Below are 14,633 nucleotides of genomic sequence, written 5' to 3' on the forward strand. Positions count from 1 at the left end.
CTACTGCTGGACGGTTTCCTGGCGGAAGCGCAGCTTCCAGCCGCCCTCGGTGCGCTGCCACCACGAGGAGACCACCAGGATCGGCGAGTCGTCGACCTTCATGCGGTAGGCCAGCAGGGCCAGGTCGCGGTCGACCTCGCGGGCGGTGAGTACCTGCACCTCGCCGGTGGCAGGCAACGGCGTCCCGGCTTCGAGCTGGGCGCGCACGGTGGCGACATCCAGCAGTCCCCCGGCGCGGGTGACTTCCTGGTATCCCGGATGCAGGAAATCGCTCAGCTCGGTGAAGCTGGTGCGGATCTGCGGATCGAGGAAGCCCAGTTCCAGCTCGTAGATCGTGGCCGCTGTATCCTGGCTGGCCGCGGAATCCGGGGCCTCGGCGACGGCGCCGGCCGGCTCAGGCTCGGATGCCGCGGCAGGGGTGGCCCCGGGTGTGTATCCGGGGCCCGGATCCGGTGCGGAGCCCTGCTGGTGCGCGGTGGCCGCGGCGCGGGCGCGGTCGTCGGCGGCTTCGTTCAGGTCATGCCCGGCGTGGCCCTTGACCCATTCGAAGGTGTACTTGCGGCCCTTGATCGCCGCATCCAGTTCCTTGAGGATCTCCTGGTTCAGCACCGGCTTGCCGTCGGCCTTTTTCCAGCCGCGCTTTTTCCATCCCGGCATCCACTTGCTGATGCAGTTGATGGCGTACTGGGAGTCGCACAGGATCTTCAGTTCCTGTTCCGGATTCTGCGCGGTGGCGCGGAAGAGTTCGAGGACCGCCTGCAGCTCGCCCATGTTGTTGGTCCCGTGGTCCCAACCGCCGGAGGCCCAGTTCTCCTCGTCGATGTACCAGGCCCAGCCTGCCGGGCCGGGGTTTCCTAGGGCTGATCCGTCTGCCGCTGCGGTGATCGTCATGGTTTTAATCCTGCCACCTGACCTCCCCCGCCGCCTAAAGAGACGTGCGTTGAGGCCGAAGTTCCTGCGGCGCCGCCGGCTGCGCTCCACGCCGGCGCCGCTTGCATGCCACTGCCCGCGCGAAGGTCCGTAGGATGGTGAACTGTGAAAAAGATTCTGCCGATGCTCGTCGTTGCGATTTTGGGCCTGGCCGGCTGTTCGGGCCCGTCGCCCGACGACCTGCGCCGGGCCGATCCCGAGGGCAGCACCGCGTGCATCCACTACGGGGGCAGCCTCACCGCCCCGGGCGATATCGGCCAGACGAATCGGCAAAAGGCCGCAGAGCATGGCTCGGCGGCCTCCACCGAGTCGATCCGCAACGCGGTGTCGACCGATGCAGCTGGCCAGCCTGTGATCACCGACGACCAGGCGTTCGCCGCGGCGTGCGAGCAGCAGGGCTTCGACTTCACGAAGTAGCCCGAAGGCTACCGGCTATTTCCCTTCCAGCGGGTACAGCGGGTTATGGCCTGCCGCGACGCGCTCCTCCGCGCGGACTTCGCCCGGAGCGGTGCCGTTCAGGAACGGGCCGCTGTCCGCCAATTCCTCGCGGTCATGGGCTTCGAGCCAGTTGGACAGGTCCGGGCCCTTCGGCACGATCCGGGTCGGATTGATGTCCTCGTGGACCTTGTAATAGTGGTCCTTGATCTGTTCGAAGTCCACGGTGTCTCCAAAGCCAGGGGTCTGGAACAGGTCGCGGGCGTAGCCCCAGAGGTTCGGCATGTCGATCAGCTTGTTGCGGTTGGCCTTGAAGTGGCCGTGGTAGACCGGGTCGAAGCGCACCAAGGTGGTGAACAGGCGGACGTCGGCCTCTGAAATATGGTCGCCCATGAGGAAGCGGCGGGTGGACAGGCGTTCCTCGAGGTAGTCGAGGGCGGTGAAGAGCCGGTCGTAGGCGTCTTCGTAGGCGGCCTGGGAGCCGGCGAAGCCCGCGCGGTAGACGCCGTTGTTGACCTCGGTAAAGATGCGCTTGATCAGCGGGAGCATCTCCTCGAGCCGGTCCTCCATGACCAGGTCAGGAGCCCCGGCGCGGTGGAATTGCTTCCACTGAGTGGAGAAGTCCCAGGTGATCTGCGGGTAGTCGTTGGTGACCACGGCGCCGCTGGGAATATCCACGATGGCAGGCACGGTGATGCCACGCGGGTAGCCGGCGAAGCGCTTGAAATAGTTTTCCTGCAGGCGTTCGGTGCCCAGCACCGGGTCCTTGCCGCCTTCGTCCAAATCGAACTGCCAGCTGCGCACGTCGTGGGTGGGGCCCGGCAGGCCGACGGAAATGGCGTCTTCCAGACCCAGCAGGCGGCGCACGATCAGGGTGCGGTTGGCCCAGGGGCAGGCACGGGCTGCCACCAGCCGGTAGCGCCCGGCTTCAACCTGCCAGAGCTGGGCGCCGTCGCCCAGGGCGGCGTTCGGGTGCCCGATCTTGCTTTCCGAGGTCCCGTCCGCGAAGGCCTCCGGCCGAGGATCGGCGACGATGCGGTCCTGGATGTAGTTGGTATCGCGCGTGAATTCACTGCCCGTGACATACGCGCCCTTGGTAGAAAAGTCCTGCGACATGCTCGATCCTCCACAATCTCTGGCTTGGCCGCCCGTGCTCGGGCCGGGTCTTGGGTGATGCGGCAAACGGCGGGAGGCCCGATACAAGCTTCCCGCCGTTTGCGCTGGAACGCTAGGGCGTCCAGCCAGCGTCCAATCAGGCGCTGACGGATGCTGCGGCGCGCACCGAATTCATGGCTTCGGTCCAGGCCAGCAGCTGCTCGAACATCGGCTGCACCGATGCGGAGCCCGGCTCGCTTGGCTTGAAATTGGAGAAGTTCTCGAAGTCGGTGAAGAGGGAGAACAAGCCGGTCTTCTGCACGTGGGCGACCTGCAGCTCGGAGAGGATGCCGCGCAGGTGCTCGATGGCGCGGGCGCCCAGTGCCGAGCCGTAGCCGACGATGCCGGCGGCCTTGTTGTTCAGCTCGACGTTGATGTAGCTCAGCGCGTTGGCCAGTGCCGGCGAAACCGAGTGGTTGTACTCCGGGGTGACGAAGATGTAGCCGTCGAACTCGTTCATCTTGGCGGCCCAGGCCTTGGCGTGCTCGCCCTGGTAGTTCTGGTAGGCGGCCGGGAAGGCTTCATCCAGCACCGGCAGGTTGAAGTCGGCGATGTCAACGAGCTCGAAGTCGGCGCCGCCGAAGGCCTGGGCCTGCTCGAGCACCCACTGGGCAACGCTGATGTTGTTGCGGCCTGGACGGGTGGATCCGGTGACGATGGCGATCTTCGACATAAGATTTTCTCCTTGGGAAGGTTCCTGCGCCGAACACTTTAGTTGATGCGTCAGCGACTCTTGCTAAATCCAACAATACCAGAGATAATTGATGCGTCAACAAATAATTGCATGATCCGCTGCACACCGGGTCTGCCACCTACAGAAGGAGCGCCTACGCATGGCTGCCGATGAGACCCGCTGGCTCGACGACAAGGAACAAGCCCTCTGGCGGACCATCCGCGAATTCCTGTGGCAGTTCCCCAGCGCGATGGACCGCCAGCTGAGTGTGGATTCGAGCATGCAGACCGGCGAGTATTCGGTACTGGCGGTGCTCTCCGAGGGGCCCGCCACCTCCCTGCGCCCGGCGGACATCGCCGACAACCTGCGCTGGGACCGTTCGCGCCTGTCCCACCTGCTGCGTCGCATGGAGGCCAAGGGCATGATCACCCGTTGCTCGGATGCCACCGACCGCCGCGGGCAGCAGATCGAACTGACCGAGGCCGGCTGGAAGACCATCCGCGAAGCCGCCCCGAGCCACGTCACCTTCATCCGCGAAAAGCTGTTCGATTCCCTGGACGAGCAGGAGCGCGCGGCGCTGGGGACAGCGCTGCCCAAGGTCCTCGATGCCCTGGAGGCCTGCGAGCCCGACCCGTCCTGCAAGGATTCCGCCCCCGGCGACGCGCAGCGCTGCGACGAGGACTAGCGAACCCTGTCGGCGAACTCGCTGTTCGCCACGAGCCGGGCGAAGCGCCCGTCCTGCTCCACCAGCTCGGCGAAGGTGCCGGACTCGACGATGCGCCCGCCGTCGAGCACCACGATGCGGTCGGCCCGCAGCACCGTGCTCAACCGGTGCGCGATCAGCAGCGTGGTGCGCCCGACCGCCAGCTCGTCCAGCGCCTGCTGCACCAGCGCCTCGGTCACGGTATCCAGCGCGCTGGTCGCCTCATCCAGCACCAGCACCTTCGGGCGGCGCAGCATGGTGCGGGCGATGGCCAGGCGCTGCTGCTCCCCGCCGGAGAAGCGGTGGCCGCGCTGGCCCACCGCGGTGTCCAGCCCGTCGGGCAGCGAGCGGATCAGGGCGGCGATCTGCGCCGCTTCCAGCGCCTGCCACAGCTCGGCCTCGCTGGCCCCGGGCGCGGCCCACAGCAGGTTCTCGCGCACCGAGGTGTGCAGCAGGTAGCTTTCCTGCGCCACCACCGACACCGCCCGGGCTACCTGCTCCGGGTCCAGCTCGCGCAGGTCCACCCCGTCGAACAGCACCCGCCCCGACGTCGGATCGAGCAGCCGCGGAAGCATCGAACCCAGGGTTGACTTGCCCGAGCCGGTCGCCCCGACCACCGCGGTCATGGTCCCCGGCTCCAGCACCAGGTCCAGCGCCTCCAGCGTCGGCGCGGCGGCCCCCGGGTAGCGGAAACCGACGTCCTGCAGAACCACGCGTCCGCGCATCGCCGCGGGATCCAGCCGGCGCGGATGCTCCGGCAGCGGCAGCGCCTGGTCGGTATCCAGGTACTCGAAGACCCGCCCGAACAGCGCCATCGCGGAGATCCACTGCACCGAAATCTGCATCAGCCCCATGACGGGCCGGAAGATGCCGGCCTGCAGGCCGGTGAAGGCCACCAGCGTGCCGATGCTCATGCCCCCGCCGGTGGCGGGCAGCCCCGCCACGAGATACAGCACCGCGGGAATCACCGCGAAGATGATGCTCATAGCCGCCATGCGCCAGCGGCCGGCCAGCGCGCTCTTCATTTCCAGGTCGATCAGCCGGTGGCTGGACTGCGCGAAGGCCGATGCGTCGGCGGCTCCGGTGCCCATGATCTTGGCCAGCCGCACCCCGGAAATACTCAGGCGCTCCTCGATCAGTGAGGTCAGGTTCGACATTTCGCGCTGGCGCCGGCCCGTGACGGCGCGGCGCAGCCGGGCGGTCTGCCGAGCCAGGATGATCGCCGGCGGCAGCACCACCAGGGAGATCAGGCTCAGTTTCCACGAGATCGCGACCATGGCGCAGGCCGTGGCGACCACCGTGGTGAGGTTGGAGGCGATGCTGGTCGCCGAGTTGGTGATCACCGACTGCATCTGCCCCACGTCGTTGATCAGCCGCGACTGCACGTCGCCGGACCTGGAGTTCGTGAAGAATCCCAGCGACTGCTTCTGCAGGTGGGTGAACAGCCCGGTGCGCAGCCCGTGCATGACCCGCTGCCCCATCAGGGTGGCCCGCCAGGTCTGGACCACTTCCAGCACCGAGGTGACCAGCGCGATCAGCACCAGCCCGCCGGCACCGAGCAGCAGCAGGTTGACATCGCGGTTCGGGATCGCGTCGTCGATCAATTCGCGGATGATGAAGGGCTGGGCCAGGCCGATGAGCGAGGAGGCCACGATCAGCAGCACCACCACGACGACCGTTCCCAGGTGCGGGCGGAAGAGCGCGGCGATGCGCTTGACGGAGACCGGATGCTCGGCCAGCCACTTCTTGTCGTCGGCGCTGCGCGACGCCGAAGCCGACGGCCGTCCACCGCCCATTGGTGCCATCGGATGCATGGGCGCCCCCTTTCATGATTGTCCCCACTGGGATTTCAGAATATCAGAGGTAACCTCACTATGTGGTTCCATCTTGAAACTGTTCGGGAAAACACACTATCCTTGACCCTATGCACACCGATGAGTCCAAGCCTGACTTGGCAGATCTGTTCCTCCAGGCATCCCGGACCATCCGCGGCCGCTGGCGCGAGAGCCTGAGCCCTGCGGGAGTCACCCCGCACCAGTCCCGGGTGCTGTCCATCCTGGGCCGCGCCGAGGAGCAGGGCCTGCGCAACTCCCAGCTGGCCGAGCGCCTGCACATCGCCGCGCGCTCGACCACCGAGGTGGTGGACCAGCTGGCGGCCAAGGAACTGGTCGTGCGCACCCCGGATCCGGGCGACCGCCGCGCCACGCTGATCGTGCTCAGCGACGCCGGCAGGGCGCTGCTCGACCAGCTCTCGGCCCTGCGCAAAACCAGCATGGACAGCTACTTCGACAAGCTCGGCGCGCAGGACCGCGAGGAGCTCGCCCGCCTGCTGGACATCCTGAACCGCGAGAACCCCCGCCCGCCGCGGGCCGGCACCTGCAGGCCCGGCGCCGCCGGCCATCCCGCCGGCTGACCCGATCCGCTGCGCGAAAAGCGGCAAGGCTCCCGGCCGCCGGAATGATTCCGGCGGTCGGGAGCCTTGCGCTGTGCGCCCGGAGCCTAGTTCTCCTGCTTGCCGCGGCGCCAGTAGCCCATGAAGGCCACCTGCTTGCGGTCGATGCCCGCGTCGCGCACCAGGTAGCGGCGCAGCTCCTTCACGGTGCCCGCCTCCCCGGCGATCCACGCGTAGAACGGGGCGGACTGGGCCTGACCGGTCTCCCAGAGGATGCTCTCATCCACGTCGATGTCTTCAGGATCCGCGTTGGTCTGCACCACGCCGGCGCCCGGGATCGCCACGACGCTGCGGACCGCGTCGCGCAGCAGGGAGCCGTGCTCGACGGATCCGCGGGTCAGCCACTGCACCGAGATGCCCGAACGGGTGGTGGTGCCCAGGATGTCGGTGGTTTCCGGCACCTCGATCAGCGCGTGCCCGGTGATATTCGCCGGCAGCGATTCAAGGATCGCGCAGATGGCCGGGGCGGCGGTCTCGTCGCCGGCCAACACGATGCGGGTCGCGGCGCCCGGACGGAATTCGATGCCGCCGTAGCTGTCGTCGGTCAGCGCCTTGTTCGGGCCCAGCAGCAGCAGCGGATCGCCGGGACGCGCGCGGTCGCCGAACTCGGTGGCCGGGCCGCCCTGCAGCTTCCCGTCCACCACCTTGCCGTGCAGCACGAAGTCGATATCCAGCTCCGGGGTGGCGCCCAGGTTGTCGCGGTGTCCGGCCTCGCGGAAGGCGCGCACGGTGTAGGTGCGCATGTAGCCGCGCTGCGCCGGGTCGATGGCCAGCCAGCGCTGGTACCAGCCCAGTTGCTCGGCGGGGCTGGTCAGCGCGTCGGGGCGCAGGCTGGCGATTTCACCGTTGGCTCCGAAACCGGCTTCCGGCGGCAGCAGCAGCTTGATGCGCATGTCCAGCGGGTGGCTGTTGGTGCCGAAGTCCTCCAGGTCGGCGCCGCCCACGGTGAGCCGGCGGAAGGACGGGGAGAGCTCCTGGCTGCGCAGCACCGTGGTCTGGAAGGCCAGGGTCTGCAGGTGCTCGCGGGCCGGGCGGGCCAGGTTCGGGTCCGCCTCGGCGACGGTCCGGGTGATGGCCTGCACCTCCTCCTCGATGACCGCGGAGTCCTGTTCCAGGCCCTCGGCCAGCGCCTGCGGCTCGTTGACCGGCGCGTCGCCGCGGAAAATGCCGTTGGCGGCGAGCACCGATTCGGTGCGCAGCACACGCTGGCGGCCGATGGGCAGCACCAGCGGGGTGCCGGCCACCGGGTCCGGGATGACGCGGCTCGGCATGCCGAACACCGCCTTGACGGTCTTCTCGGTGACGACCTCGGTGGGGTGGCCGGCGGCGTAGATCTTTCCGCCCTTCAGCGCCACCAGGTAGTCGGCGTAGCGGGCGGCCAGGTTCAAGTCGTGCAGCACGATGACCACGGTGATGCCGCGGGTGCGGTTCAGCTCGCTGACCACGTCCAGCACCTCCAGCTGGTGGGCCACGTCCAGGAAGGTGGTCGGCTCGTCGAGCAGCAGCAGGTCGGTTTCCTGGGCCAGGGCCATGGCGATCCATACGCGCTGGCGCTGGCCGCCGGAGAGCTCGTCCACCGGGCGGTCGGCCAGGTCGGTGGTGCCGGTCAGCTCCATGGCGCGGGCGACCGCGGCCTCGTCCTGCGCGGAGAAGCGCTTGAACAGGCCCTGGTGCGGGTAGCGCCCGCGGCTGATCAGCTCGCGGGAGGTGATCCCGTCCGGCGCGGTGGGCGACTGCGGCAGCAGCCCCAGGGTCTTGGCCACCTCCTTGGCCGGCTTGGAGTGGATGTCCGCCCCGTCCAGCAGCACCTGTCCGCCGGCTGGCTTCAGCAGCCGCGACAGGGCACGCAGCAGCGTGGACTTGCCGCAGCCGTTGGCCCCGACCACGATACTCACCTGCCCGGTGGGGATGTCCAGTGACAGTTCATCGACGATGGTGACCTTGTCGTAGGCCAAGGTCAGCCCGCTAGCCTGCAGTGTGGCCATGGGTTATCCCCCGTTTCCAGTAGAGTTGGCGCGCACCAGCACCCAGATCAGGAACGGTGCGCCGAATGCGCCGGTGATGACGCCCACCGGCAGGTTGATCTGCGCGAACAGGTTCGCGGCGAAGAAATTGGCGACTACTACCAGTGTCGCACCCGTCAGCCCGGCCAGCGGCACATGGATCGCTCCGCGGGACAGCGCCGCGGTGATCGGGCCGGCCAGGAACGCGACGAAGGCCAGCGGGCCGGTGACCGCGATGGGGATCGCCCCCAGGGCCACCGCGGCGAAGACCAGCAGCACCCGGGCCCGGCCCACGTGCAGGCCCAGCGCCGCCGCGGCGTCCTCGCCCAGCTCCAGCAGCTTCAGCTGCCTCAGCACCACCGGCAGCGCGAGGACCCCCACCGCGCCGAGGCCCACACCCAGCGCCGCGGCGCGTTCCCAGGTGCTGGCGGACAGCGAACCGGTCAGCCAGCGCATCGCGTCGCTGGCGGTGTTCACCTCGGCCTGGGTCAGCAGGAACTGGATCAGCGCCTGCAGCATGGCGCCGATCGCCAGGCCGGCCAGGATTAGCCGGGATCCGGTGCGCTGGCCGGAGGCCGAGAGCCAGTAGATCACCGCGGCCACGGCCAGGCCCCCGGCGAGCGCGAAGGCGTTCAGCTTCCAGTCGTTCACGCCGAAAACGATCATCGCGGCGATCGCCGCGGCCGAGGCGCCGAAGCCCACGCCGATCACGTCGGGGCTGGCCAGCGGGTTGCCCAGCCAGCGCTGGAACAGCGCGCCGGACAGGCCCAGCCCGGCCCCGGCCAGCGCCCCGACCACCAGGCGCGGCAGCCGGTCCTCCATGAGGATGAAGCCGGTGCCGGGCACGCTTTCCCCGCCCAGCACCTGCAGCACTTCAATGGCCGGCAGCCGGTCGCGGCCCCAGAAGATGTAGGCGGCGGCGGTGGCCAGCAGCACCAGGACCATCCACAGTGCCGCAGTGCGCACCCGCGAGGCGCGGCGGGCCGCGGCGCCCTTCCGCCGTATTGGTTCCTGCTGCGTGGACCGTTCGATGGCGCTCATAGCTTCACCGACTTCATGCCGCTGCGCATCATGATGATGAAGATCGGACCGCCGAGCATGGCGCACATGACACCCACCTGGATCTCGCTCGGCGGGAGGACCAGCCGTCCGGCGGTGTCCGCGAGCAGCAGCAGGACCGGCCCGGCGAGCAGGCTGGCGGGCATGATCCAGCGGTAGTCCCCGCCCACCAGCAGGCGGACCGCGTGCGGGATCATCAGGCCGACGAAGGCGATGGGCCCGGCCACGGCGGTGGCGGTGCCGGCCAGCAGCACCACGCCGATGGATCCGAGCAGGCGCGAACGGTTCAGGTTGAAGCCCAGGGCGAGCGCGGTGTCCTCGCCCATGGCCACGGCATTGCAGGCGCGGGCGGTGGACAGCACCAGCAGCGCCCCGGCGGCGATGACCGGCACGGCCAGCAGGTAGGTTTCCATGCTTCCGCCGGACAGCGAGCCGATCTGCCACCTGCGGAATTCATCGAAGGTGGACTTGGAGATCATCAAGATGGTGTTGGTGATCGAGCCGATGCCCACGGCCAAGGCCGCGCCGCCCAGGGCGAGCTTGATCGGGGTGGCGCCCTCGCGCCCCACGCTGGCCACCAGGTAGACCAGCGCCATGACCAGTGCCGCGCCAAGGAAGGCCGCCGCCATGAGCAAGGGCAGCGAGGCCGCGCCGAGGAGCGCGGCCACCACCACCACGGCCAGCGAGGATCCGGCGTTCAGCCCCAGGATCCCGGTGTCCGCCAGCGGGTTGCGGGTCAGCCCCTGCAAGCCGGCGCCTGCCAGCCCCAGGGCGGCGCCCACCACGACGGCTCCCGCGGTGCGAGCCAGCCGCGACTGCACCACCACTTGGCCACCGTCCATCGGGTCGAAGTCGGCCAGCGCCGCCAGCACGCTGTCCAGGCCGACGCTGCGGGCGCCGAGCAGCAGCGAGGCGAGGAGCGCAGCGGCCAGCAGCAGCACCAGCAGCGCGACGGCACCGAGTTTGCGCCGCAGTCCGAGGCCGGAACGTTCCGCCGCGGCGCGCAATGTACTTTCGGTTGCGGTCATTGCTTCCTACACTCGTTGTCATGGATCATGTTTCTGCGCCCACAGTTCTGGCGCCCGGCATTGCCGTGCTGCGAGCCGACAACCCCTCGGAGATGACACTCGACGGGACCAATACCTATCTGCTCTTCGCCCCGGAGGCGAGCCTGGCCCCCGGGACCCCGGTGATCGTGATCGACCCCGGCCCCGAGCTGGAGGAGCACCTGCGGGCGCTGGCCGTGTACGACGTGCAGCTGGTGCTGATCACGCACCGGCACCCGGACCACACCGGGGGAATCGACCGGCTGCGCGAGCTGACCGGTGCCCCGGTGCGCGCCGCCCTGGAACAGTTCTGCCGCGGGGCCCAGGTGTTCGCGGACCTGGAGGAGATCGAGGCGGCCGGCACCGGGGTGCGGGTCGAATTCACCCCCGGGCACACCTCGGACTCGGTCTGCTTCGTGCGCACCGGACGCGAAGAGCACCTGTTCACCGGGGATACCGTGCTGGGCCGGGGCACCACCATCCTGGAGCACCCCGACGGAACGCTGTTCGACTACCTGGCCTCGCTGGAGCGGCTGCTGGGCCTGCCGGACATGCCGCTGCACCCGGCGCACGGCGAGCAGCACCAGCGCTCGCACCCGCTGCTGGAAGGATATCTGGCGCACCGCGAAGACCGGCTGAACCAGGTGCGGGCCGCGCTGGAGAAGCTCGGCAAGGCCGGGGCGGACGCAAGGCCGGCAGAGCTGCTGGACCTGGTCTACCCCGACCTTGATTCGCGCCTGGCCGGCGCGGCGAGTCATTCCCTGGAAGCGCAATTGCACTATTTGTCGCGAACCGTCTAGGAGCTACCTGGCGGCCGCTGCGTTCTCTGCGGCCTTCACGATATTCGGCACCACGTTCTGAAGCGCCCACTCGATGGACAGCGGGGAGGCGGCGGAGATGGACAGCGTGGCCTGGTCGGTGCCCGGCAGGGCCACGGCGTCGTTCTTCACCGCGGGGATCTGGCCGTACAGCGGCTGGGCCTTGACGATGTCATCCACGGTGCTGCCGGCCGCGGCGGAGGCGAAGACGACGTCCGCGTCCCATTCATTGACCTTTTCCGGGGAGACGGTGAAGTAGAAGGCATCCTTGGCGGCGTTCGCATCCACGTACGGCGCCTGCTTCATGCCCAGCGCCGTCAGGAAGCGCGGGCGGGTGTCGCCGGTGGAGTACACATAGGAGGTTTCCGGCGAGGAGAGGTCCGCTGCGATGAAGGTCGAGTCCTTCAGCACCGGGTTCTGCTCGCCCACCGCCGCCATCTTGCCCTCGATGTCCGAGATCAACGCGCTGGCCTGCTCCTGCTTGCCCAGCATCTGGCCTGCCGCTTCGGTGGCGTCCTGCCAGCTGGTGGTGTAGTTGGCCTCGATCGGCCCGACAACCGGAGCGATCTTCTTCAGCTTGTCGTACTCTTCCTGGGTCATGCCCGAGTACGGGGCGAAGATGACGTCAGGCTTCAGCTCGGCGATGCCGGTGAAGTCGATGCCGTCGGCGATGTCGAACTGCTTCGGGGCCTTCTCGGAGCCGATGGACGCGCCCAGCTCGGCCAGCGCCGCGTCCTTCCAGTCCGTGGAATTGTTGGCGTTCTGCCCATAGGTGTCGGTGTCCATGCCTGCCGGCACGGTGTCCAGCGCCAGCAGGGTGTCGGCGTTGACCCAGGAGATGGTTGCGATGGTTTCCGGCACCTCGGTGATTTCCGTTGACCCGTAGATGTTCTTGATGGTTACCGGGCTGAAGCCTGCCGAAGCCGACGGCGTGGCCGAGGACTCGGCGCCGGATTCGGCGCTGGAACCGCAGGCCGTCAGGCTCAGGGCGAGGATGGCGGTGGAGGCGGCGAAGATGCCGGCGCGGCGCGAGATATTCATGGGCGGGGTTATCCAGACTGTGCGAGGTTCCGTGAACTGTGAATTCGGATAGGTAAGGCATGCCTACCCGAACCACAGGTCACATTACGCGTTTTCGCCAGCATTACGCAACACGGTTAATCCCTAATCGGAGAAAACTAGCGTTTTCCTGCTATCCCTCACCTATCTTGATGCCCCCGGAATGACCGGCTACGCGCTCGGCGAGCAGCCTGCGCGGGTTGGCCACGCTGATGGCCGCGCGGATCAGCACCAGGCCCAGCACCACGGCCAGGATGACCACCAGCACCGTCAGCGGCTTGAGCAGCACCGCAACTCCGGCCAGCGGCAGGACCAGCACTACCGAGGCGATGGCGAAGCCGATCGAAGCGGTCAGCGCGGGGATCATCAAGGACTTGGTCCGGGCCGCATTCATCACCTCGTAGCCCATGCCCAGTTTGTGCAGCCCGTCGTAGAGGTCCGCGCGGTCCAGGGTGCTGGCGCTTTGCGAAATCGAGGCCGACGCGGCCACGCAAACAAACGTAATAACCAGGGTCAGCAGCACGCCCGTGAGGATGTCCTGCGGCAGGTAGTCGAACCAGCTGCCGGTCGGCTCCTGGCCGTTGCCCATGCTCATCAGGGCCGCCCCGCTGCCGCCGACCACGGCGACGAAGGAGGCCATCGCGATGCCGGACACCTGGCGCCAGGATTCGGACGGGTTCTCCAGGATCATGCGGGCCGCCAGCAGCTGCTCCGGCTTGACGGCCTTCTTCAGCTTGCACCGTCCGACCACGGCCACCAGCCACGGCCCGGCCAGGTTCAGGATCAGCAGGCCGAATCCAAAGCCCAGGATGACCACCGCGATGATGGTGCCGATTTCCTGGCTGACCACGCCGATGTTGGTGAAGACGAAGAAGAACAGCGCCACCGAGCCCACCGTGACCAGTACGCGGATCCAGCTGGGCACCGGCACGCTTTGCCGGGTGGCGACGGCCAGCGGGGTGATGATGAGCTTGCGCAGCCCGGCCAGCGAGCTGATCACCGCCAGCAGCACGATGGCCGCCACCGCGGCGGCCACCGCCCACCAGGGCAGGTAGATGGCGTCGCCCAGCGGCGCCCCCTGGAAGCGGATCATCGCCACCAGCGGCGAGCAGGCCAGGTACAGCACCACTCCGGCAACGGCCCCGGCCAAGGCGGTGCCGGCAGCCTGCAGCAGCGAGACACCGCGGATCTGGCCGCCGGTCGTGCCCAGCAGGCGCAGCGAGGACAGCGCGCGGTCCTGGGTGCGCGCCGACAGCCGGGCGGCGGCCGAACCGAGCACCATCAGCGGCACGGCCAGCAGCACCACCGCGAAGCCCGCCAGCGGCAGGTAGGCGGCCTGCGCCTCGCGCTCGAAACTGGTGAACGAATAGGCGCCGCCCAGCACGACCAGCAGCATGGCGCCGACCATGGCGTAGGCGCTGACGGTCAGGATCTGCGAGGTGCCGCGCGTCGAGGAGGGACGGCCCAGCATCCAGGCCAGGTGCACGGTATTCACGACCAGACTCCCGCCTGGCGCTCCGTGCCCTCCAGCAACCGGCCGTCGCCCAGGTGCACGATCCGGTCGCACCGTTCGGCCACCGTGCGGTCGTGGGTGACCATGACCAGCGACTTGCCCACCCCAACGGTGCACGCCAGCAGGGTTTCCAGCACCTCGGCGCCGGTGGCCGAGTCCAGCGCGCCGGTCGGCTCGTCGGCGAAGACGACGCTGGCACCGGTCACCTGGGCGCGGGCAATTGCCACCCGCTGCTGCTGGCCGCCGGAGAGCTGCCCGATGCGGCGCTCCTCCATCCCTGCCAACCCCAGCTGTTGCAGCGCCAGGCCGGCGCGGTTCATGGCGTTGGGCCGAGGGACCGCGTTGATCATCAGGGCCATGGCCACGTTCTCGATGGCGGTCAATTCCGGGATCAGCAACCCGGATTGGAAAACGAAGCCGAAGGCCTCGCGGCGCAGCCTGGTGCGCGCCTTGTCCTTGAGCCTCTCGACCTGCACCGGGGCTTTCCCGGGCAGGGTCAGTGTGATCTGCCCGGAATCCGGCAGGTCGATGCCGGCCAGGGCGTGCAGCAGCGTGGACTTTCCGGAGCCCGACGGTCCCATGATGGCCAGTGACTGGCCCAGCTGGATATCGAGGTTCACGTTGTCCAATGCAGCGGTACTGCCGAAGTTGCGGTGCAGGCCGCGGGCCGAGATGGCGGCCGGGCGTGCCGGGGAATTTTCTACCATGCCTCCATGTTTTCAATCACGGCGGCCGGATGCATCGCCTCAGGGAGCGACACTGGCCGGCCTGGGCACCTACCCTGGTA

Annotated in this window: 14 protein-coding genes; 4 read left to right on the forward strand and 10 right to left on the reverse strand. The window is 68.4% G+C overall.

Annotated features, from left to right (window positions below):
* Complete coding sequence (locus JQN66_RS13450) at positions 1-891, reverse strand: RNase H family protein (RefSeq protein ID WP_204675494.1); 891 nt, start codon at positions 889-891, stop codon at positions 1-3.
* A gap of 144 nt (positions 892-1,035) precedes the next feature.
* Here JQN66_RS13450 and JQN66_RS13455 point away from each other — a divergent pair, with 144 nt between their 5' ends.
* Positions 1,036-1,347 (forward strand): putative periplasmic lipoprotein, encoded by a 312-nt coding sequence (locus JQN66_RS13455; RefSeq protein ID WP_204675495.1) that lies wholly within the window; start codon positions 1,036-1,038, stop codon positions 1,345-1,347.
* A 15-nt stretch (positions 1,348-1,362) separates the two neighbouring features.
* On the opposite strand, the gene JQN66_RS13460 is transcribed toward JQN66_RS13455, so the two are convergent.
* Together JQN66_RS13460 and JQN66_RS13465 are read right to left on the reverse strand one after the other, a co-directional pair.
* Positions 1,363-2,481, reverse strand: a complete 1,119-nt coding sequence (locus JQN66_RS13460) for a glutathione S-transferase family protein (protein WP_204675496.1) — start codon at positions 2,479-2,481, stop codon at positions 1,363-1,365.
* Positions 2,482-2,617: 136 nt separating this feature from the next.
* The gene (locus JQN66_RS13465) at positions 2,618-3,193 is read right to left on the reverse strand and encodes an NADPH-dependent FMN reductase (RefSeq protein ID WP_204675497.1); all 576 of its coding nucleotides are present in this window, start codon (positions 3,191-3,193) and stop codon (positions 2,618-2,620) included.
* 160 nt (positions 3,194-3,353) lie between these two features.
* Here JQN66_RS13465 and JQN66_RS13470 point away from each other — a divergent pair, with 160 nt between their 5' ends.
* On the forward strand, positions 3,354-3,878 hold the full coding sequence (locus tag JQN66_RS13470) for a MarR family winged helix-turn-helix transcriptional regulator (protein WP_188949379.1): 525 nt from the start codon (positions 3,354-3,356) through the stop codon (positions 3,876-3,878).
* Here the strand turns inward: JQN66_RS13470 and JQN66_RS13475 are convergent.
* Positions 3,875-5,710: an ABC transporter ATP-binding protein gene (locus JQN66_RS13475; protein WP_204675498.1), complete on the reverse strand. Its 1,836-nt coding sequence runs from the start codon at positions 5,708-5,710 to the stop codon at positions 3,875-3,877. The genes JQN66_RS13470 and JQN66_RS13475 overlap by 4 nt on opposite strands.
* 110 nt (positions 5,711-5,820) lie before the next feature.
* On the opposite strand from JQN66_RS13475, the gene JQN66_RS13480 reads away from it, so the two are divergent.
* Positions 5,821-6,309 (forward strand): MarR family winged helix-turn-helix transcriptional regulator, encoded by a 489-nt coding sequence (locus JQN66_RS13480; protein WP_204675499.1) that lies wholly within the window; start codon positions 5,821-5,823, stop codon positions 6,307-6,309.
* 86 nt (positions 6,310-6,395) lie between these two features.
* On the opposite strand, the gene JQN66_RS13485 is transcribed toward JQN66_RS13480, so the two are convergent.
* From JQN66_RS13485 to JQN66_RS13495, 3 genes are read right to left on the reverse strand one after another with little or no spacing between them, the layout of a single operon-like run.
* Positions 6,396-8,333: an SIP domain-containing protein gene (locus JQN66_RS13485; protein ID WP_204675500.1), complete on the reverse strand. Its 1,938-nt coding sequence runs from the start codon at positions 8,331-8,333 to the stop codon at positions 6,396-6,398.
* A gap of 3 nt (positions 8,334-8,336) precedes the next feature.
* Positions 8,337-9,392 (reverse strand): FecCD family ABC transporter permease, encoded by a 1,056-nt coding sequence (locus JQN66_RS13490; protein ID WP_204675501.1) that lies wholly within the window; start codon positions 9,390-9,392, stop codon positions 8,337-8,339.
* The gene (locus JQN66_RS13495; RefSeq protein ID WP_204675502.1) at positions 9,389-10,438 is read right to left on the reverse strand and encodes a FecCD family ABC transporter permease; all 1,050 of its coding nucleotides are present in this window, start codon (positions 10,436-10,438) and stop codon (positions 9,389-9,391) included. The genes JQN66_RS13490 and JQN66_RS13495 overlap by 4 nt, the downstream gene beginning before the upstream one ends.
* A gap of 20 nt (positions 10,439-10,458) precedes the next feature.
* Between JQN66_RS13495 and JQN66_RS13500 the strand changes: the two genes are divergently transcribed.
* Entirely contained in the window at positions 10,459-11,256 is a 798-nt protein-coding gene (locus JQN66_RS13500; protein WP_204675503.1) for an MBL fold metallo-hydrolase, read from the forward strand.
* A 3-nt stretch (positions 11,257-11,259) separates the two neighbouring features.
* Here JQN66_RS13500 and JQN66_RS13505 read toward each other — a convergent pair whose 3' ends face one another.
* From JQN66_RS13505 to JQN66_RS13515, 3 genes are all read right to left on the reverse strand, one after another.
* On the reverse strand, positions 11,260-12,315 hold the full coding sequence (locus tag JQN66_RS13505) for an ABC transporter substrate-binding protein (protein WP_188949372.1): 1,056 nt from the start codon (positions 12,313-12,315) through the stop codon (positions 11,260-11,262).
* Positions 12,316-12,466: 151 nt separating this feature from the next.
* Positions 12,467-13,828: an FtsX-like permease family protein gene (locus JQN66_RS13510; protein ID WP_204675504.1), complete on the reverse strand. Its 1,362-nt coding sequence runs from the start codon at positions 13,826-13,828 to the stop codon at positions 12,467-12,469.
* Complete coding sequence (locus JQN66_RS13515) at positions 13,825-14,553, reverse strand: ABC transporter ATP-binding protein (RefSeq protein ID WP_204675505.1); 729 nt, start codon at positions 14,551-14,553, stop codon at positions 13,825-13,827. The genes JQN66_RS13510 and JQN66_RS13515 overlap by 4 nt, the downstream gene beginning before the upstream one ends.
* Positions 14,554-14,633 lie beyond the last annotated feature (80 nt).

The sequence above is a fragment of the Glutamicibacter protophormiae genome (assembly GCF_016894325.1).
In the GTDB taxonomy this organism is placed as follows: domain Bacteria; phylum Actinomycetota; class Actinomycetes; order Actinomycetales; family Micrococcaceae; genus Glutamicibacter; species Glutamicibacter protophormiae.

Excerpts from the sequence above, each read along its gene's own strand:
- JQN66_RS13450 (WP_204675494.1), bottom strand. The coding sequence starts at position 891 with ATGACGATCACCGCAGCGGCAGACGGATCAGCCCTAGGAAACCCCGGC.
- JQN66_RS13460 (WP_204675496.1), bottom strand. The coding sequence starts at position 2,481 with ATGTCGCAGGACTTTTCTACCAAGGGCGCGTATGTCACGGGCAGTGAA.
- JQN66_RS13465 (WP_204675497.1), bottom strand. The coding sequence starts at position 3,193 with ATGTCGAAGATCGCCATCGTCACCGGATCCACCCGTCCAGGCCGCAAC.
- JQN66_RS13470 (WP_188949379.1), top strand. The coding sequence starts at position 3,354 with ATGGCTGCCGATGAGACCCGCTGGCTCGACGACAAGGAACAAGCCCTC.
- JQN66_RS13475 (WP_204675498.1), bottom strand. The coding sequence starts at position 5,710 with ATGCATCCGATGGCACCAATGGGCGGTGGACGGCCGTCGGCTTCGGCG.
- JQN66_RS13480 (WP_204675499.1), top strand. The coding sequence starts at position 5,821 with ATGCACACCGATGAGTCCAAGCCTGACTTGGCAGATCTGTTCCTCCAG.
- JQN66_RS13485 (WP_204675500.1), bottom strand. The coding sequence starts at position 8,333 with ATGGCCACACTGCAGGCTAGCGGGCTGACCTTGGCCTACGACAAGGTC.
- JQN66_RS13490 (WP_204675501.1), bottom strand. The coding sequence starts at position 9,392 with ATGAGCGCCATCGAACGGTCCACGCAGCAGGAACCAATACGGCGGAAG.
- JQN66_RS13495 (WP_204675502.1), bottom strand. The coding sequence starts at position 10,438 with ATGACCGCAACCGAAAGTACATTGCGCGCCGCGGCGGAACGTTCCGGC.
- JQN66_RS13500 (WP_204675503.1), top strand. The coding sequence starts at position 10,459 with ATGGATCATGTTTCTGCGCCCACAGTTCTGGCGCCCGGCATTGCCGTG.
- JQN66_RS13505 (WP_188949372.1), bottom strand. The coding sequence starts at position 12,315 with ATGAATATCTCGCGCCGCGCCGGCATCTTCGCCGCCTCCACCGCCATC.
- JQN66_RS13515 (WP_204675505.1), bottom strand. The coding sequence starts at position 14,553 with ATGGTAGAAAATTCCCCGGCACGCCCGGCCGCCATCTCGGCCCGCGGC.